Origin of the sequence: Paenibacillus sp. FSL H3-0302, assembly GCF_037982245.1 — a bacterium.
GTDB classification, from domain to species: Bacteria; Bacillota; Bacilli; order Paenibacillales; family Paenibacillaceae; genus Paenibacillus_AQ; species Paenibacillus_AQ odorifer.
Genome location: NZ_CP150284.1, coordinates 551,003 through 570,553 on the forward strand (window position 1 = coordinate 551,003; position 19,551 = coordinate 570,553).

Consider the following 19,551-nt stretch of genomic DNA (forward strand, 5'->3'; position numbering starts at 1 on the left):
TGAGCAATGTGACAATTATGTCATTCTGAATTGAATATTGTTAGGTTAATCGATGGGGAAGTTTACGTGTCTCCCTTATACTGGAAATTAAATGATTTTATTTCCGAAAGGGGACAATGCGCTAATGACTGATGTAATTAAAGCAATAATACTTGGCATAATAGAGGGCTTAACTGAATTTTTACCAGTATCATCTACTGGACATCTTATTCTAGCAGGAGATTTGCTTAGCTTTGAGGGAGATGCTGCAATAACTTTTAAAATTGTTATTCAGTTGGGTGCAGTGATGGCAGTTTTAATTCTTTATTGGAAAAGGTATTTGGAGATTGGGGTTAATATGATTAGAATGGATTTTTCCAAAAGCAAAGGATTAAATGTCATTCATATGATTTTGGCTATGTTACCAGCATTAACCCTATATCTTCTCTTCAAGGACACAATAAAAAGCCAATTATTTGGCCCAACCCCTGTTTTGATAGGTCTAGTTGTTGGTGGCGTGTTGATGATCATTGCAGCGCGGAATAGGCGGACTGAAACCGCTGATACTATCGATGGGATTAATTATAAACAGGCTTTCGGAATTGGTCTGTTTCAATGCTTGGCGTTATGGCCGGGATTTTCGAGATCAGGTTCGACGATTTCAGGTGGCCTGTTGCTTGGCACTAGCCAAAAAGCCGCAGCAGATTTTACATTCCTTATTTCTGTGCCTGTTATGTTTGGTGCAAGCTTGTTGGATTTGTACGATAGTCGTGATTTGCTGAGTTCTGACGATTTGCTTCTAATGTTAATTGGCTTTGCGACATCCTTTCTTGTGGCAATGATTGCAGTAGTGACGTTCATCAAACTGATTAAGAGACTTCGATTGGAGTGGTTTGCTCTATACCGGTTTGTTTTAGCAGCTCTCTTCTATTTAATTGTCATACAGTAATTAGGCAAATGTAAAGAAAATTGTAGCCTTAATGGATTACGAGGGAAACCCTATCGAAACCGTTATTCAATATAGCGGAATGGAATGGACAATCTTAAGGCCGTCAGAATTTATGAAGAATGCATTATATTTTTGGGCAGAATCCATTCAAAAAGAAGGAATTTTAAAATAACCCCCCAGTGAGTTTGCACTAGGAGTTCCAGTGAAGGAAACGAGGTTAGAGTTTCCTTATCAATATATGCACTATAAAGGTTGTAATCGGATATATTTTACTACCCAAAGCGGAAATGAAATAATACCATTACCTGTGTTTAAATGGACGAATTGGTTACTAAAATTTTCTTCGCAAATGCCTTCAAAGGTTTCGCCACTGATTAAGTATAGGCGCACTGGTGAATGTTCTTTTATTGACTCCTCGACTCTTTTGTTGATCAAAACAAGCCACCTCTTTTTTTAAGTGATTACATTATCACTTATGCTATACCTATAAACACATTTATCCCAACTCAACAATAAGTGTGAATTTATATGTGAAAAATAATACATATATTTATGTTTCAAAAGAGTATATACTGGATTCACTATCAAGTTGTGATTACCAACTAGAATTTTTTTGGTGAGTTTAGATCACATCTTCTTATCATTTGGGGAGGTGTCTTATTTGGAAAAAACCCTTAATTATGTACAAGATTTTAAATTGCTTGAAGAACGAATTAATGCATTTATAAATTATGATTCATGCATTGAATACGTAGAAGGATCTGAAGAAGTTGTAGCTGGCGGGGCCTTTGCCTGGACCAAGTTAAAATCGGCGGAGAGCTATAAACAAGAGCACATTGATGCTGACTACGTAGAATTAGCAGAAAGGGTACGTACAGTACTGGAAAACGAACATAGTCCTAACATTGAAAAGTTTGAGCGTAGTTATGAGCTAGTAATGAATTATATCCGACAAGATACTTTTCTCTGGGTACCTGGTTTGAAAAATGTTATTGAGAGTATAAAATCTGAATTGGATTTGCAACAATTTTTTCTTAATCAATAGTAATAGTAAATTTAATGCGTCAATCATAAGTGGTGACTAGCTATTTCATAGGTGTCTTATAAAAAGTTTAATTATATAAATTGAGAATGATACTTTTAATTCAATTAATTCTACATACAGTTTTCTTCCTTTGAATTTGGGAACAATACTAAAGCCTCCATTTATAACTCCATAAAAAAGCCCGTCAATTTTAATGGTTGGCGGGCTTTTTTTGTTTATTGAATTGTATACTCACTGACTTCAAATGTAAGTATTTTATCAAATATTACGTACTCTTTGCGCTTGCTAAAAGGCCCCTTGTTGTTGGAATGCTTATTAATTCCATATGATCCTGTACCTCTTCCTGCATCACGAGCATCGTACCAGTTTAAGAATGCATCTACTTCAGCAATTGGTAGGTCGTATTCTTTTTCTGTTCCATTCACCAGAGTGATGGTAAGAATAGCTCGATCCCCTGATGGCTGCTCTGGAGTTGTTGTAGGTTTAGGCGTCACTGTTGGTATTGGGTCTTCTGAATAAGTGCCGAATATATCAAATTCGTATATACGAGCAGTAAAAGGGCTATAAGTATTAACGAATTCAATATATACAACACCTTTTAAATCAAGCGCATACTCAGCACCGGAGGTTACTCCAGGCGAATTATTAAACGAAATTTTCTTTAAAAGTTCTCTTTTACTATCAAGAAAGTTCATATAATAATATGAAGATGTCTCAGTCGACTTTAAATAAAACTTAGTAATATCAGCGCTATAGTAATTTGGAAATTAAGATTGATACGTTACCTTGTTTGATCGGTTTCGATAAAAATAATAAAAATTCAGCAAATCTTTAGACGGGCTTCATACTTATTTAAGCTAAGAGGATTATAGTAATTACATAACCCCCTTATAATATAGATCTAGACCCTGCCGGAAGTTGGTGGGGTCACTTTTTTGCACAGAGTAATTTTATAAATATGGATTTCTCCTTAAATCTACACAAAGAAGCGCCGTCCCTTTGGAGACGCCGCTTCTTTATAGTAGATTCTATTCTTTTTGCTCAATTCTTGATTTTGGTGATCTTTTTGGCGGTAACTTGTGCAGGGAATGAATCATCACTTACTTCAAAAAACACTTTAATCTCATCGCCTTTTTTATATTTAGAAGGTGCAACTTTATTTACCCAAATGGCTTGAGAGTACTCATTAGATTCGAGAATTTCCTTGTATTCCTTGTTCAAGTCTTCTTCTTTTAATTCAGAAATTACTAAAATTCTTTTATTTTCTACATCTATTGTGTGTACAATTCCTTTCAAAACTTCATTATTCTTACTACAGGCGGTGACGAATAATAAAAAAACAAAAATAAGAGTCCATTTAATAGTAGTACGTGGTTTTTGAATCATGGACCTTCCCCTCCAGTGGTTACGACATTAGTTTAAAATCGGTTGCACAGGCATAGCATTTAGTACATTACCAATATAAGAATAAACAGCAGCCTTTCCATTATGACGACCTTTATTGATTCTGGGGAGTTACAGGTGAATGCCTGTAGTATTGATATTTTCATAAGAACTTTTGTTTGTATATAATAAAAATAAATGTTCTTATTTTAGAGGCGATCAATGATGGAAATGAGTATCGACCAAACGGTTGGGATTATTTATCAGGTCAAGGTGAGCAAGATTACACAACGCGAGATCGAGATCCGTGGCATCCGTGACAAACGTCCAACATAAACAAAGGGGATAAATATCATGCGGTGTATAACAATACGGCAGCCTTGGGCGACCTTAATTGCTCTTGGTGAAAAAGAGTTTGAAACTCGTTCATGGAGAACAGCCTACCGCGGCGAGTTAGGCATCCATGCCGGAATGAGGATTGACAAAAAGATTTGTGAACAGGAACCGTACAAATCAGTATTGGCGAAACATGGCTATACAGCGAATAATTTGCCGACAGGAGCTATTATTGCTACAGGTCAGCTCGCGGGATGTTATGTGGTTACTCCAGAGGTGGATTTAAGGGAATGGATCAATGGGAACGAATATGATTTTGGCGACTATAGTGAAGGACGGTTTGCCTGGAAGCTTGAAGGGGTTCATCCATTAAGCCATCCAATTCCAGCTAAAGGTCGGCTAAGCTTGTGGGAGCACTCTAATCACTTCTGAACGGCGAACAATATTTTTAATGTAATTTTTATGTGCCTATCAGCTATTTTTCAGGTTCGAGGTATATATTAGAGACACCAAACACCCCCCAGTGTTTTGTGGTATATCTCTCTCAGGTCTTGCCAACTCCCATGGTAAGGCCTATTTTTTTGTTCACTAATTGATTGGGGGGAGAGAGCGCAGCGGCTTCTATACAGCTTTACTTAATCTGGTACTGTTCTTCGTAACTCTTAAAAGATGAAATATCCAGCCCTAGGTATCTGCGCATATGGATGGCAGCTTGAGCCGCAACAATGTCATTCAACAGCAGCATTCGTTCATGATAGCCACGACATATATACTTGGCTTCAATTCCCGTATTAAGTCTGTTTTGCTCATACACCTTGATTCCCCGTCTTCTCATTTCTGCACGAACATCCCTTAGATCTGTTGTAGCTACTGCAGCAGCTGTTCCAAGAACCTCCAGATAAGGGGCGGGTGTTCGTAAGTGTGTAGATAAAATGGCGGAGTCCCGTTCGAAAGCTGATAAAATCATCGGAAGCAATAAATAAGATTTCACCAGCATGTTGTCCCTGCTTTCTGCTCTATGCATGAATCTCATCACCTCTAATAGGAACGTATATTCGTATTCTACCCCGATATTCCAAAAATAATCAATGGTATTTCTAAACAGCTTATCCAATGTGATTAAATTCACAACTAAATAACGAAGAATAAATTATATTAAAATTGTAATAATAAAAATTAATGTATCTAACGCACATAAAGGAGAATTATGATGGAAAAAGAGGGCAGCCTCCAGCGTGGATTGTTTTTTGGTTTAATTCTGAGTGTTCCCTTATGGATATCCATATTGGGCTATATACAGTTACTTTAAAATTTAATGAAAAACCTTATGCGAAGCGCCTTTAGGCGCTTTTTTTGTGTGGTACTAATGCGGGGAATTATCGAAAGGAATTGATTGACAATTGTGGGTGTCGGGAGCTAAACTGTTATTAATTCAAAAGTATTAAAAGTCATAGACTGTTATTGGATAGAATGCTTCAGCTACCAGTTCTGGACTTGCAGTGTAATACATATATATAGTCATGATAATAGCAAACCGTCTGAAAGGGCGGGACGCAAAGTCCAGGAGTCTAAAGTGTCTTAAAGGCACAATGACCGTCCGACTGCCATGAGAAGGGAATTCCACTTCTTTTTGGCGGTCTTTTTTGTTGTTAGGTCCTTTAGAGTTTCTGGTAATTATTCTGATTAATATAAATCATAGTTTTAGGAGGTGTGCCATTTGAAAAGAAGAATAAAACCGTTACTCTCGCTTGTATTAGCTGGGATTTTGACGGTAGGTAGTGGGCTTTCCTCATTGGGAGCTGGAGTTGCTGGAGCTAGTAGTTCTTCTACATTGGGAATTGCAGCGGTCTACAACGTGTTTATTCTAGGGGATATAACAACAGTTTCGGATACGGAAGGAAGGTTTGCTGCTGGAGGTAACGTTAACTTAACCAACTATAGTGTTGGAGATAGGTTGACCGCTGCAGAGGTTTCCCTGACTGACACACTTGTTGTTGGAGGGAATCTTACTTTCAACGGAGGTACTGTTTATGGGAATATCGTGCACGGGGGAGATTTTTCAGGGAATGTAACGCTCCTCAAGGGTGGTACAAAAAGACAGGGGAGTACGATTGACTTTTCAGCCGTAGGTCAGTCTTTGAAGGACAAATCAGCAGAACTTGCAGCATTGCCGGCGAATGGAACAACAGTGTACCAATATGGCAGCCTTACCCTGACAGGTACAGATCCTGCGGTCAATGTTTTTAATGTTTCAGGAGATAACGTCTCTAATACCTACGGAATTACAATAAATGTTCCTTCAGGATCTACTGCAATTATTAATATTGATGGTTCTAACGTAAAAATGAAAAACTTCGGATTTCTACCTAATAACGTGTTGAACAGCAAGAAAATTTTGCTTAACTTTAGCCAAGCTGCGTATCTTGATATGGCAGGCATAGGTGTAATGGGAAGCATACTTGCCCCCTATGCTCATGTTGATTTTATTAATGGTCAGATTAACGGTACTTTAGTGGCGGCTTCACTCAAAGGTACTGGTGGTGGTGAATTTCACCACTATCCATACGATGGTGATGAACCCGGACCAACGCCGACACCAACGCCGACAGTGACGCCGACACCAACAGTGACACCAACGCCGACGCCGACAGTGACACCAACGCCGACACCGACGCCAACACCATGTCCGACGCCGACAGTGACACCAACGCCGACGCCGACACCAACGCCGACAGTGACGCCAACGCCGACAGTGACACCGACGCCAACACCAACAGTGACACCAACGCCGACAGTGACGCCAACACCGACACCAACGCCGACAGTGACGCCAACACCGACACCAACACCGACGCCAACGCCGACGCCGACAGTGACACCGACGCCAACGCCAACAGTGACACCAACACCGACACCAACGCCGACAGTGACGCCAACACCGACACCAACACCGACACCAACGCCGACAGTGACACCAACACCAACGCCGACGCCGACAGTGACACCAACGCCGACGCCGACAGTGACACCAACGCCGACGCCGACAGTGACACCAACGCCGACAGTGACGCCAACACCGACACCAACGCCGACAGTGACGCCAACACCGACACCAACACCGACACCAACGCCGACACCAACGCCAACGCCGACGCCGACACCAACGCCGACAGTGACACCAACACCAACGCCGACAGTGACACCAACACCAACGCCAACAGTGACACCAACGCCGACAGTGACGCCAACACCGACACCAACGCCAACGCCGACGCCGACACCAACGCCGACACCAACGCCAACGCTGACGCCGACACCAACGCCAACGCCGACGCCGACACCAACGCCGACAGTGACACCAACGCCGACACCAACACCGACGCCGACAGTGACGCCAACGCCAACACCGACACCAACGCCGACGGTAACACCTGAGGCGACGCCAACGCCATCGCCGACGGTAACGCCTGAGGCAACACCAACACCGACGGTAACGCCTGAGGCAACACCGACACCGACGGTAACGCCTGAGGCAACACCAACACCGACGGTAACACCAGAGGCAACACCGACACCGACGGTAACGCCTGAAGCAACACCAACACCGACGGTAACGCCAGAGGTAACACCAACGTCGACACCAGAGACTTCTGTGTTCCCGACACCAACGCCATCATCCGTAATTGGCACTATAGTTCTTGCAGAAGATCCCGTGCCGCTTGGGCCTGTAGCTTCGCCGACACCAGCGCCAGTACCAACACCGTCGAATAGCACAGAAGTACTTGTTGATGATGATGAGATCCCATTAGGTCCGGTACCGGCAGTGACACCAACGCCAACACCAACACCTGATGAAATCATCGTAGTGGACGATACGATCCCATTAGGAAAGCCACCTGTGAAGGAATTGCCAAAAACGGGTGAATCAAGTCCTGCACCTTACTACGTAGCAGGTTTAGGTTTTGCACTTATCGGATTATTAATGAGAACCAAGTTCTCCAAAAAGAATAAATAATAAAGGGTAGATCAACATAGAGTCGCTTTCGGGAGTGTTCCGATGGCGGCTCTATTTGTATGTCATGATTGCGATAGTTTGGTGCATTCTAAGTAGATGGTATACTCTTGTTGGAAAAGAAATGAAGAGGGGATGGCGAAGGCGAATTGATATGGTTCATTATTAGCGCTGTAATCATCATAGGGATTCTAATCTATGTGGGATTTTTCTTCTATGGTATTGCTATTAAACGAGCGCCAAAGGTATTTCTAAGTAATAATCCTAATCTGAAGGCTGATCCTCCGGTTGCCGGAGCTTCTTGGGGGGAGGGGAAGGATTGGGTCTCTCGCCAGAGCTTCGAGAATATTGAGATCGTATCTGCAGATGGACTTAAATTAAGAGGTTACTTACTCCAATCTAATCGTGCTGCGGGACGCACAGCCATTCTAGCCCACGGTTATTCAGGTAAAGCAAAGGATATGGGGGCGTACGCCAAAATCTACTACGAGAACTTAGGCTTTAACATCCTAATTCCCGATGCAAGAGGGCATGGAGATAGCGCAGGGGATTACATTGGTTTTGGTTGGCCGGAACGAAAAGATTATTTGCAATGGATTGAATACATGATTAAAAAGACTGGGCCTAGTGCTCAAATTGTGCTTCACGGTGTCTCTATGGGTGGTGCTACAGTGCTAATGACCTCAGGGGAAGATCTTCCGCCGCAGGTAAAAGCTATTGTTGCGGACTGCGCTTATACCTCAGTAAAAGCACAATTATCTTACCAACTACGACGAATGTATCGCTTGCCAAGTTTCCCTTTCGTTCAAAGTGCAAGTCTAATCACCCGCTTGAAGGCGGGGTATGGCTTTGGTGAAGCCTCTGCATTAAAACAAGTGCGGAAAGCGAAGGCTCCGATTCTTTTTATTCATGGGGATGCGGATAACTTTGTACCTTTTGCTATGATGAATGAATTGTATGAGGCATGCCAGAGTCCAAAAGAGAGGCTCATAGTACCGCAAGCGGGGCATGGATTGTCTTATGATACGGATAAGGCGGGGTATATAGATGTAGTAACAGCTTTTGTAAGTCGATATGTAAAATAAGTCCTGAACGTAGACAGCGCCCGATATCCGCTAGGTAGCGGTTATCGGGCGCCTATATTTTTCCACACATGACGTAGTCCTTGAATAAGGATCGTACCGTCATGCTTTCTCGTTATATTCATCCCCCGCCGTTCGTGAGTAACGGGTGTCTTAATTCCTTGTTATTTCCAGCAGCCGTGTGGCGAGAATAATCCTTCCAATACGACAAAAGCCCTACCTCTCTTTTGCCCTTGCGGCTCCATTGACCGCGCCAGTGTGAATCGGAATGCTATATTTCGAATTTAATCTCATAAAAAGGAAGAGTACTGCAAGAAAACATAAAGCCTCTTTGTCCAAAATGCCGATGTGTATAATAGTCGGCCTGACATCTTCTTGGTGGGGATATTCAATATATCGAAAAACAAATACCATATAAATATAACACACTATTGTTTAAAAGGCAAATATAATAATGAATTCCAAGATAAGGTTTATTTGATTCTAGAGAGGAACAAACCTCGATAAGGGGCGCTTAGATTTTGAAAGTAACTTAAATTGGGTTAATTGTGAATTATTCCGGAAAAGCTAGTAAACCAGAGGAGATGGGCGATCTCGGTGCAAATGGGCTAAAATGTAAGTTGGATATTTTTGCAAACGCTACAAACTTCAACTGAAAATGCCAGAGACGAATGGGTTGTGTCTGCTGGGGTTATTTTGCGTGCCTATTTTGTGAACAGCTCTCTAAAACTGACAATAAACTCCAACATTGATTGAAGGATTGAGGGTAGACCGTTATAATTAATAAGTCTGGATTTTAATTAAAAAATAAGGGAGATTTTTATGAAACGCGCAGATGTGTGGCTGATTTCCATCGTATTGATTGCTGCGCTCGCTTTTCTCGTACCGAGATGGTTTTCGGACAATGATGACAAAGGTGGGGCCGGTAAAAATCTCATAGCCAATGTAACGGTGGACGGTGAGTTATTTAAAACGGTAAAGCTTACAAAAGAAGAACAAACCATTGAGGTCCGCACGGAACGCGGCTATAACATTTTGAAGGTGCATGATTACGGGATTGAAATGTACGATGCCGATTGCGCTGATAAAGTTTGCCTAGGTTTTGGTTTTATTACCCTGCCCAAACAGACGATTGTCTGTCTACCGCATAGAGTATTAGTCGAAATCACCAGTGCGTCGGGGGAGGATGATATAGATGCCTATGTCCAGTAGTGAATCTGCAACAGCTTTAAAAAGAACAGTGATTATTGCGATTTTCGCCGCAGTGGCAGTAGTGTTAAGTTTAATAGAGGCACAGATTCCGTTATCCGGAATGGGACTGGTGCCGGGTGCTAAGCTCGGACTGGCCAACATTATGATTTTGACTTGTATTTACTTTTTACGTGGACGGGATGCTTTGCTGCTTGTCATCCTCAAAACACTGCTTACTGCATTTCTGCTAGGTACCTTCTCAAGCTTGCTGTTTAGTTTATTTGGTTCACTTTTTAGCTTTGTTGTTATGTTTGTGCTGATGCTGATTAGTGGCAAAGGTAAGAGTATAAGCTTGATCGGAATTAGTATAGCCGGTGGGATTGCGCATAATATCGGTCAGCTGCTGGCAGCTTCTATGGTATTTGCATCACTTAGTATTTTTTATTATCTTCCCATGCTGCTGATCACTGGGGTAGTAACAGGAATTGCCGTGGGCTATGCAGTCCGTTATTTGGTGGCGTCATTGTCAAAAATATCGCTGTTTGAAGAATTTTTGGACTGATTAGTCACATCAGCGGAAGGATGACTAACATGAATGAATCATACGAAGGTCAAGACTTAGAGGGAGAGGGACAAGCAGTCATCTCTCTGGATGGGGTATCGTTTGGCTATGATCCCGAGCATCCGATTCTTCAAAATATAACGTTATCTATCTCTCAAGGACAATGGGTCAGCTTGGTTGGTCCTAATGGCTGCGGGAAGTCTACGTTGGTCAAGCTGCTCAATGCTCTGCTGCCTAAGGGGGCTGGTGAGATTGTGGTTAGTGGCATGCTGCTTAGTGAGGAAACGATCGGAAGCATTCGGCAATGTATCGGAATGGTGTTCCAAAATCCGGATAATCAGTTTATTGGAGCCACTGTAGAGGAAGATATCCTATTCGGCCTGGAAGGGCTTTGTTTGCCGTACGAAGAGATGGCTGAACGTTTGCGCTCCTATACGACGAGACTAGGAATAAATCATCTGTTGTCCAAGCATCCGGGTGAGCTGTCGGGAGGTCAAAAGCAGCGTGTTGCTATCGCTTCCATTCTTGCTATGGAACCAGGCATCGTCATTTTTGACGAGGCCTCTTCTATGTTGGATGAAGGAAGCAGAAATGACCTTCTCGGTATTCTGCAGGATATGCGGGCAGAAGGGAAGTACACGATCCTCATGATTACACATGATGCAGATGAGATTTTGGCATCGGATCGGGTGCTTGCGCTGCATGGAGGTGGTTTGGCTGCAGATGTTACACCGGCGGAGTTGTTCCGGAACGAGGAGCTTCTGGAAAAATGCCATCTGCGTGAACCTTATCCTTGGCGCCTTGCACGCGAGCTGCAGAACCAGGGTATTCATGTGGATGTTCCGACCAGTGAAAAGGAGCTTATAGACACGTTATGGCCATAGAATTACAGCAAGTAAGTTACACCTACGCTGACCGAAGCCTCTGGAAGCTGACGGCGCTCCGGGACATTAACCTCAGTGTACCCATTGGCTCGATGGTTGGTATTGCGGGGGCGACGGGCTCAGGTAAATCGACGCTGCTGCAATTGTTTAACGGGATACTGAAACCAACCGAGGGTACGGTAAAAGTGCTTGATGTAACTATTCAGGCTGGTGAGAAGTCACCTAAGCTAATGCCACTGCGCCGCCGAGTCGGATTGGTATTTCAATTTCCGGAGCAGCAGATGTTCGAAGATACGGTCGAGAAGGATCTCATTTTCGGTCCCCTTAATTTCGGCATGAGTCTCGAAGAGGCAAAGTCACGTGCACGTCAGGCCATGTCAGATATGGGGCTGGATCTCGCACTGCTAGAGCGGAATCCTTTCCAATTGAGCGGTGGACAAATGCGTAAGGCGGCTATCGCTTCCGTGCTAGCTATGGACCCTGAGGTCATCGTTCTGGATGAGCCCACGGCAACGCTTGATCCCATTAGCCGTGCAGAGTTAATCAGCTTGCTGGAGAGATTATGTCGTGAGCAGGGCAGAACGATCATTATCGTCACGCATCGGATGGATGAGTTATTGCCCTATGCAGACAGCTGGGTTGTACTTAAAGAGGGCAGCACGGCGTTTCAGGGCAGTGTAAAGGCGCTTGCAGATGATCCTTCAATTCTGGAACAGTGTGGTTTGACGGTTCCGCAGTCCCTTCGTTACTGGCGTGCAGTTGCTGATCATTTAGGTCTTGTGGATGAAGCCCCCCGCTTGACGGCTGAGAGTCTGGCAGAGCTTATAGCTTCGCTGCCAGCGGAATCAATAAGCACTGGTAAGCCCGATGGAAAGAGGGATGACCATGAATGAGAAACTGATCTTAGGTAGGAGTATTGAGACCGGTTCGTGGGTGCACAAACTGGATGCTCGTGCCAAAATCACTGGCATGCTATTATACGTAGCTGTTATCCTGCTCTCACGTTCGTGGATGGCCATGGCTGTGCTGGCTATTTTTTCGATAGCCGTTATGGCTTCAACGCGGATTCCGCTTAAATACTTCCTGAAAGCAGCTAAGCCTTTACGTTATTTAATGTTGTTTATCTTTATTGTGCAGGTGGTGTCTGTAAAGACAGGGGAGGTAGTGCTGACTCTTGGTTCCTGGTCTATCTATGAGGGAGGGCTAAGATTAGGGGCATTTTCGGTCATCCGCATGTTCTTTCTTATCACCTTTACAGCGCTTCTGACCTTCACAACAACGCCGGGGAAGCTGAATCAAGGGCTGGAGGGGATCTTGACACCCTTCAAAAAGCTTGGCTTATCCCCTGACCGTATCACGCTGATGATCAGCATTTCACTTCGTTTCATTCCTACGATTCTAGATGAATCGCAGATCATAATGAAAGCGCAGGCCTCAAGGGGAGCCGATCTGAAAGAGCTGCCTTTGAAGGAAAAGGGACGGATGTTAGTCTCCCTGCTGGTCCCGATTATCGCCAGTGCTTTTAGGCGTGCTCAGGATCTGGTGTATTCCATGGAAGCCCGCGGTTTTCGCATGGATGCTCCCCGCAGTCGGTATCACCGCCTAAGGTGGGGCAAATTCGATACTGTTTTTATTGGGATGTTTGTGGTCATGGGAATTGCAGTAGCTTTGTTATAATACTCATTCCCTATTAGTAGTATCAACTTGGGAGGGAACTTGAATGGCACGTTATTTTAACGGTAGAGAAGTCGAATTACTCGCACCCGCAGGAACGTTTGAGATTTTCAAGGAAGTGATCCAATCACGGTGTGATGCAGTTTATTTTGGTGGACCTGTATTGAATATGAGAATGATGCGTAAAGGTTATAATCTTACTCATGAAGAGATCGTAGAGGCACTTGATATCGCACACCGTCTAGACAAAAAAGTGTATATCACTGTGAATAATCTTTTTAGTGAGGAAGATGTGGAGGAAGCTAGAGAATACTTGTGTTTCCTTGATGGTGCTCGGCCAGATGCCTTGATTGTTCAGGATATGGCAGTGTTGGAGCTTATTCGGGAGATGGAGCTTAACCTTCCTATTCACTCTTCCGTAATGATGAATGTTCACAACCTGGAGATGATCTATGCGCTGCGTGATCTGGGTGTAACTCGTGTAGTTACCTCGCGGGAAATGGACCTGCAGACAGCTAAGCTGCTTGGTCAGCGGAGTGGCATGGAGCTGGAATATTTTATTCACGGGGATATGTGCTCTGTCCATGGTGCAAATTGTTACTTCAGTTCCCATGTCTTTGGTATGAGCAGCAACCGGGGGAAATGTATGAAGCCTTGCCGCTGGGATTATCGGGTAAAAAAAGACGGATATGTATATCCTGCTGAATATCCACTGGCTGTCAAAGATATGTTTATGTATGAGCATCTTCCGGAATTGATTGAATCAGGCATTACTTCCTTCAAAATAGAAGGCCGTATGCGTGATAAGGATTTTATGGTGATGCTGGCGAATAGCTACGGCGAAGCCATTGACCGATATATCGATGATCCGATTGGCTTTGATCGTACGGTTGATACTAAAGAGCTGTACAACAACCGCAAGCGCGACTTTTCGACAGCTTATGCTTTTGGTAAACCAGGGTTAGCTAACATTAACCGTCGTTATGAAGGTACGGGCAAATTCTATAGCACTGGAAAAGTATTTAGCACACCAACCGCAGAACGTGAGCTATCTGAAAAACGTGTAGAGGAATTGCGGGAACGTTTGGCGCAAGAAAAGAAACCAAAGACAACAAAAGCTAAGTTGGCTGTACGTGTGAATAATATGGAACAGGCGCGCGTAGTATTGGAGCTGGGTGTGGATAGTTTATACTTGCCGGGGGATGTATTTGAACCGGATAGACCTTTTACAAAACGTGATATTAAGGAACTTGGTGAGCTAAAAGGCGATAGCAAAATCTATTTAGGGTTGCCACGCATGATGACCGAGCTGCATTTCGATCAATATGATCAATTGCTTGGTGGAGAACGCTTGCCGATCGACGGTATAATCGTTACTAATTTGGGAGCGATTCGCAGATACAGTTCTACAGGTTATCCGTTAATTGGAGATGGTAGTTTAAATGTCTACAATCATCTTTCAGCCCAATTATATGCAAAATTAGGTTTAACTCAGCTTTCGGTTTCACCGGAAATGACGCTGGAGCACTTTGCTACCTTTGCCTCGCGTTGTGACACGCCTTTGGAAGTTGTTGTACATGGTACACCTGCACTAATGTATATGGAACATGACCTTTATGAGAATACTGAAGTAATGGAGCCTATCGCTGAAGAGGATAATCAATATGTGCACAATAATGTATTGGTTCTAAAAACAGACAAAGGTGAAAATCCGGTATATCGTGATCAGCACGGCCGTTGCCATCTTTTGTTCGCGAAAGAGCTCTGCTATTTACCGTTGCTTGGTGAGATGATTGATCTAGGCATATCTAGTTTCCGTATTGAAGGAGCGACATATAGCGCTCAGCAGTTGCGTGAAATTATAATTTCTTATCAACAAGCTATGAATCGTACTGAAGTAAAAGATGATATGCTAGGTGGTCTTGAGCCCATTTATGCGGGTTATACTCTAGGTTCGCTGCAATTTAACTAATTCTATTTTTTGGGGCAAAATACCGTCTGCTAGTAAGAAGAATGCACAGTACTCTATGAATAAGTTACTATTTTCACAAGAAGAGAGGGAATCAATCATGGAACAACAAGAATTCATCGGAAGAGAAGCCGTAGCGGCAAAGCGTAAGCAATATTTCTATCCGTGTACACAGCATTTTTACCGCGATGCGCCTCAGCTTGTGCGAGGTTCGATGCAGTTTGTGTATGATGAAAATGGCAAACAATATACAGATTTCTTCGCAGGTGTATCTGTAGTTGCCTGTGGGCACTGCAATCCAGCCATAACTGAACGTACGATTGAGCAACTGCAGCAGCTGCAGCATACGTCTACGATCTATTTAACTCAGCCAAATGTGGATTTGGCTGAACGTCTGGAAGAGGTTATGCCAGGCGGTCTACGCCGAACCTTTTTCGTGAACAGCGGCTCAGAGGCTAATGAAGGCGCACTGCTGCTCGCTCGGATGTATACAGGACGCAAGGGGTTCATTGCACTGGAAAGTGGTCTACACGGCCGTACCAATCTAACTATGAGCGTGACAGGTCTGCCGATGTGGCGTACCGATAAATACTTGGATCATGACGTTGAGTTTATTCCTCGCCCATATCATCCAGAACTATCTCTAGAGGAAGCCGCTGCACTATCCCTGGAATCTCTGGAGCGAGTGCTTGAGGAGAAGGGGAATACTATCGCCGCAATGATCGTAGAGCCAATCCAAGGCAATGGTGGTATGATTATGCCAACGCCAACCTATTTCAGTGAGGTCAAAATGTTGCTGGAGAGATACGGCGTGCTTCTGATCGCTGATGAAATTCAAACTGGATTTGGTCGTACAGGCAAAATATTTGCTATGGAGCATTTTGACGTAGTGCCCGATATTATTAGTATGGCCAAGGCACTGGGGAATGGAATTCCGGTGGCAGCCTTTGCGACAACGGATGAGATTGCCCTCGCGCTGAACCGTCCGTCGGCTTCAACCTTTGGAGGCAATCCGGTATCTGCTGCAACGGCGCTGGCTGTGCTTGATTATATTCGCGATGAACGGCTTCCTGAACGCTCAGTGCTGCTCGGAGAACGATTGAAAGCAGGGCTAAAGATCCTTCAAGACCGTTATCCTTCGCTTATTGTGGATGTACGGGGAATTGGGCTTATGTTGGGAGCGGAGCTTGCTGGTGAGGATGCAGAAGGCTCTGCGGCGCTTACAGATCAAGTACTGGAAGCGATGAAAGACAGAGGATACCTGATCGGCAAAAATGGCATAGGACGCAACGTACTAGCCTTTCAACCGCCGATGATTATTACGGAAGAGGATATCGACGGGCTGCTTAACAACCTGAATGAAGTCCTTGCGGAGCTTAATGACTAATATAATGAATTTCAAGTAGCGAAGAAAGAGGAAAACGAATGGCTATTCTAAACATTTTTAAAACTGCAGGCCTAAAGCTTAAAATGTTCAGTGAACTGGTGATGTTCTCTCATACGCTTTTTTCGCTGCCGTTTGCCATTATCTCGATGGTGTGGGCTGCTGGGGGCTGGCCATCAGGGCATGTGATGATCTGGGGTCTGATTGCATTGATCGGTGCCCGTAATGGCGCTAATGCATTCAATCGGCTGGCAGACCGTACGTTTGATGAACAGAATCCTCGTACGGCACATCGGCATTTGCCACAACGGTTATTGGCAGAAAAAGAAGTGGTTGTCTTTGTTATTGTCAATTATGCCATCTTTATTGTGGCTTCAGGCATGCTGAACTTGCTCTGCCTGCTCTTATCGCCGGTAGCAATCGTGTTAATATCGACTTATTCTTATACAAAACGTTTTACCTTTCTAAGCCATTTATATTTAGGCTTTGTTATTGCTTCCGCACCGATTGGTGCATGGTTTGCCGTAACCGGAAATATCGCATTTACCCCGTTTGTGATCGGGACGGTAGTTATGCTCTGGATTGCCGGATTTGATATTATCTACGGCACTCAGGACATTGAATTTGACCGGCGGCATGGATTATGGTCTATTCCAAGCTTCTTTGGATTAGAGAATGCGCTGCGTATCGCCAAAGGTCTACATTTCATTATGATTATGCTGCTATTATTTCTATACGTATGGCAGGATCTCGGCTGGGTGTATCTGGTTGGGATTGGCATCGCTACATTGCTCCTGATGACCGAGCATAAGATTATAAAACCTTCGAATCGTAAGCTGATGAAGGTGGCTTCTTATAATCTAAATCAGGTAATCAGCATAGTGATATTATTGTGTACGCTGATTGATTTTTTCTATGTTAGTTAGGGAGCGGGCTTTGGTGAGCCGGCTGGCTGAGCATTGGCACATTGCCCTCAAACTAACAACAAAAGACAATAGCCTACCCAAAAGGGGTAGGCAAGGGGATCGGAAAGCTGGCTACGCTAGCTTTCTTTTTTTGTGTTGACTCGGGTCCCCGCTCTGCAAGGGGGAAGCTACGAGTTGAATGCAAAGATTAGGGAAAACCTCCCTAATCTTATTGAGTTTTTTATCCTTTGACTCTGTTTTAGGGAATTTCTCCCTGAAATATAGCTGATTACTCTTAAAAGCATGCTAAAGTGGACTTTATTAGGGAGCAATTCCCTAATATCGTGCTTTTCGAACGATTATTAGCTAATTTTAGGGAGGTTTTCCCTAATTATATCCGATGGAGTAGAATGACTGAATTAGCTCATGTGCGCTACGCTGCGTTTGCGTGTTTAGCTTGTCCTGTTGAAGCGGAAAAATAGCAGTTGAATTGCGACAAGATCAATAAAATGATGTGTCTAAATCAAAAAAAAAGGATACCCCCAAGTGAATGGGAGGTATCCTTTTTTATTTGTATTAGATCGTACGCTTTAGCGATCACGGTCCGCAAAATATTGCAGCAACGTTTCCAGATCAGCATGCGCAGGGTAGGAGGAGAGCTGCTGCACAATAGCTGCAGCTTTATCCAGATAGTTCTGGCTGACCCGTTCAGCGCGAGCGAGGGCATCGCTATTGTTAATTAGGGTGAGCACATGTGCTACTTCAGCGTCGGAAGAATCCGGGCCGATTGCACGGATCACAGGCGAGAGCTTAGGGTCCTGCAAGGCGTACAGCACTGGCAGGGTGACCTGACCATGTCGCAGGTCGCTACCGGCAGGTTTGCCTAGGACATCGGCGGACTGTGTGAAATCTAGCAGGTCATCTTGTATCTGAAAGGACATCCCTAAGGCTTCTCCAAAATTATAAAGGAGATTGGCAACTTCTTCGGTGCTTTCAGTGGACAGTGCACCAACCCGTAAGCAGGTTGCCATAAGAAGAGCGGTTTTGTTTAAGGATTTCTCCAAATACTGATCCATTGTAATTTCATAATCAAAAGCATGTTCCATTTGCTGATATTCACCCAGACACAGCTGAGCGGTGGCTACAGAGGATAAGTCATGAACGTATCTGTTTTTATCGCCGGTATATTTGCTCAGCAGCTCGATGACCCGAGCGGACATGTAATTACCAACATGTACTGCTGACAATGTCCCCGTCTTAATATGTAAGGCGGGTACGCCCCGCCGTAACTCAGAACGGTCAATGATATCATCATGAATTAATGAGGCGGCATGAATAAATTCAGCAGCAGCAGCTAATTGAAGCGCTCTGCGACCGGTATCCTTACGGCCAAACCGACTGCCAACAATGACCATGAGGGGACGAAGGCGTTTACCACCGGAATTTATAAGCTCTAGAACACTTTGCGCGAGCTGAGATTTCTTAGGTACATCTTTATCACGCGTCACAAGGTTTACGATTTCGCGGTTGATTTCATTTATGTCTATATTTAAGGCCTCATGCAGCTTCATTTATGGATCCCACCTGTCAAATGGCTTTGCTTGTGCGACTACGCTGTCTGCACTCTTGAATCAAGAACTCTTCGATTCCAGTAGCTGGATCATGTTCCGCGAAGTCTCCATTTGACCGTCTAATCTGCATTTTTTTGATCGAAGGAGCTAGATAAGCAACTAAGTCGAGCTCACGGCATTTCACCGCAAACTGCAGGTAAAAGCTATACAAATAATCTCCATCCAAAATGTTGCGTGTAAGGTCGGGATGATGTGGGATACATTCCATATGGCGCTCTGCTGCCAAAGTGAGAATAGTGTAAATACCCAGCAAATTGACTTTGCGGCTGTATTCCAGATCATGGCGTTCCAGTACCGAGATTAGCTGTTCACATGCAGCCGGAGAGGGCTGAAGCTCAATTCCGGCAATAGGTGACATTTCAGTATGCAACAACCGGAGGGTATCTTCTATGAGTTGTTTGTTCACAAGATTCTCTCCTTCTTGTCGGTTTTGCCGGAAGAAACCATACCCCGATCATCCCTACAAAACCATTCATTCAAGAAAAAACCACCATTTCCTAGGATTAGGAAGGTTATTTTCTTCTTGTAAATAAGGAGAGTAATGTGTCCTAGGGACACATTACTC

Annotated in this window: 18 protein-coding genes and 1 riboswitch; of the genes, 13 read left to right on the top strand and 5 right to left on the bottom strand. The window is 44.0% G+C overall.

Annotated elements, in window-relative coordinates; translation table 11 throughout:
- Window positions 1-124: 124 nt before the first annotated feature.
- Together MHH50_RS02435 and MHH50_RS02440 are read left to right on the top strand one after the other, a co-directional pair.
- Window positions 125-928: an undecaprenyl-diphosphate phosphatase gene (locus tag MHH50_RS02435; protein WP_076220559.1), complete on the top strand. Its 804-nt coding sequence runs from the start codon at window positions 125-127 to the stop codon at window positions 926-928.
- Between the two features lie 661 nt (window positions 929-1,589).
- Window positions 1,590-1,973 carry a hypothetical protein gene (locus MHH50_RS02440; protein ID WP_076278888.1) on the top strand — a complete coding sequence of 128 codons (384 nt, stop codon included), beginning with the start codon at window positions 1,590-1,592 and terminating at the stop codon, window positions 1,971-1,973.
- 215 nt (window positions 1,974-2,188) lie between these two features.
- On the opposite strand, the gene MHH50_RS02445 is transcribed toward MHH50_RS02440, so the two are convergent.
- Both MHH50_RS02445 and MHH50_RS02450 read right to left on the bottom strand, forming a co-directional pair.
- Window positions 2,189-2,668 carry a hypothetical protein gene (locus tag MHH50_RS02445; RefSeq protein ID WP_305953691.1) on the bottom strand — a complete coding sequence of 160 codons (480 nt, stop codon included), beginning with the start codon at window positions 2,666-2,668 and terminating at the stop codon, window positions 2,189-2,191.
- 346 nt (window positions 2,669-3,014) lie between these two features.
- Entirely contained in the window at window positions 3,015-3,359 is a 345-nt protein-coding gene (locus tag MHH50_RS02450) for a DUF3221 domain-containing protein (RefSeq protein WP_076142087.1), read from the bottom strand.
- A gap of 351 nt (window positions 3,360-3,710) precedes the next feature.
- Here MHH50_RS02450 and MHH50_RS02455 point away from each other — a divergent pair, with 351 nt between their 5' ends.
- Complete coding sequence (locus MHH50_RS02455; RefSeq protein WP_076179467.1) at window positions 3,711-4,124, top strand: ASCH domain-containing protein; 414 nt, start codon at window positions 3,711-3,713, stop codon at window positions 4,122-4,124.
- Window positions 4,125-4,323: 199 nt separating this feature from the next.
- Here the strand turns inward: MHH50_RS02455 and MHH50_RS02460 are convergent, their stop codons facing one another.
- On the bottom strand, window positions 4,324-4,821 hold the full coding sequence (locus MHH50_RS02460) for a hypothetical protein (RefSeq protein ID WP_141118591.1): 498 nt from the start codon (window positions 4,819-4,821) through the stop codon (window positions 4,324-4,326).
- Window positions 4,822-5,210: 389 nt separating this feature from the next.
- Window positions 5,211-5,301: riboswitch (cyclic di-GMP riboswitch) on the top strand.
- A 108-nt stretch (window positions 5,302-5,409) separates the two neighbouring features.
- Here MHH50_RS02460 and MHH50_RS02465 point away from each other — a divergent pair.
- The 10 genes from MHH50_RS02465 to MHH50_RS02510 all read left to right on the top strand — a co-directional run bounded on the left by MHH50_RS02465 (window position 5,410) and on the right by MHH50_RS02510 (window position 17,376).
- Window positions 5,410-7,707: a choice-of-anchor A family protein gene (locus MHH50_RS02465; protein ID WP_340033902.1), complete on the top strand. Its 2,298-nt coding sequence runs from the start codon at window positions 5,410-5,412 to the stop codon at window positions 7,705-7,707.
- A 146-nt stretch (window positions 7,708-7,853) separates the two neighbouring features.
- On the top strand, window positions 7,854-8,789 hold the full coding sequence (locus MHH50_RS02470; protein ID WP_305953543.1) for an alpha/beta hydrolase: 936 nt from the start codon (window positions 7,854-7,856) through the stop codon (window positions 8,787-8,789).
- An 819-nt stretch (window positions 8,790-9,608) separates the two neighbouring features.
- The gene (locus MHH50_RS02475; RefSeq protein ID WP_036681022.1) at window positions 9,609-9,998 is read left to right on the top strand and encodes a NusG domain II-containing protein; all 390 of its coding nucleotides are present in this window, start codon (window positions 9,609-9,611) and stop codon (window positions 9,996-9,998) included.
- A complete protein-coding gene (locus MHH50_RS02480; protein ID WP_076124520.1) occupies window positions 9,982-10,539 on the top strand; it encodes a Gx transporter family protein in 558 nt (185 codons plus the stop codon). Before MHH50_RS02475 ends, MHH50_RS02480 begins: the two co-directional genes overlap by 17 nt.
- A 29-nt stretch (window positions 10,540-10,568) precedes the next feature.
- Window positions 10,569-11,423, top strand: a complete 855-nt coding sequence (locus MHH50_RS02485; RefSeq protein ID WP_076124518.1) for an ATP-binding cassette domain-containing protein — start codon at window positions 10,569-10,571, stop codon at window positions 11,421-11,423.
- Entirely contained in the window at window positions 11,414-12,316 is a 903-nt protein-coding gene (locus tag MHH50_RS02490; protein WP_076124517.1) for an energy-coupling factor transporter ATPase, read from the top strand. Before MHH50_RS02485 ends, MHH50_RS02490 begins: the two co-directional genes overlap by 10 nt.
- On the top strand, window positions 12,309-13,100 hold the full coding sequence (locus tag MHH50_RS02495; RefSeq protein WP_036681014.1) for an energy-coupling factor transporter transmembrane component T: 792 nt from the start codon (window positions 12,309-12,311) through the stop codon (window positions 13,098-13,100). Before MHH50_RS02490 ends, MHH50_RS02495 begins: the two co-directional genes overlap by 8 nt.
- Window positions 13,101-13,143: 43 nt before the next feature.
- Window positions 13,144-15,069, top strand: a complete 1,926-nt coding sequence (locus MHH50_RS02500) for a U32 family peptidase (protein ID WP_076310508.1) — start codon at window positions 13,144-13,146, stop codon at window positions 15,067-15,069.
- Between the two features lie 97 nt (window positions 15,070-15,166).
- Window positions 15,167-16,453, top strand: coding sequence for an aspartate aminotransferase family protein (locus tag MHH50_RS02505; RefSeq protein ID WP_076310507.1), 1,287 nt, complete (start codon window positions 15,167-15,169; stop codon window positions 16,451-16,453).
- Between the two features lie 38 nt (window positions 16,454-16,491).
- The gene (locus MHH50_RS02510; protein WP_076179740.1) at window positions 16,492-17,376 is read left to right on the top strand and encodes a UbiA-like polyprenyltransferase; all 885 of its coding nucleotides are present in this window, start codon (window positions 16,492-16,494) and stop codon (window positions 17,374-17,376) included.
- A gap of 569 nt (window positions 17,377-17,945) precedes the next feature.
- Here MHH50_RS02510 and MHH50_RS02515 read toward each other — a convergent pair.
- Both MHH50_RS02515 and MHH50_RS02520 read right to left on the bottom strand, forming a co-directional pair.
- Window positions 17,946-18,926: a polyprenyl synthetase family protein gene (locus MHH50_RS02515; RefSeq protein WP_076124510.1), complete on the bottom strand. Its 981-nt coding sequence runs from the start codon at window positions 18,924-18,926 to the stop codon at window positions 17,946-17,948.
- Window positions 18,927-18,942: 16 nt separating this feature from the next.
- Window positions 18,943-19,392, bottom strand: coding sequence for a hypothetical protein (locus tag MHH50_RS02520; RefSeq protein WP_076124508.1), 450 nt, complete (start codon window positions 19,390-19,392; stop codon window positions 18,943-18,945).
- Window positions 19,393-19,551: the final 159 nt, after the last annotated feature.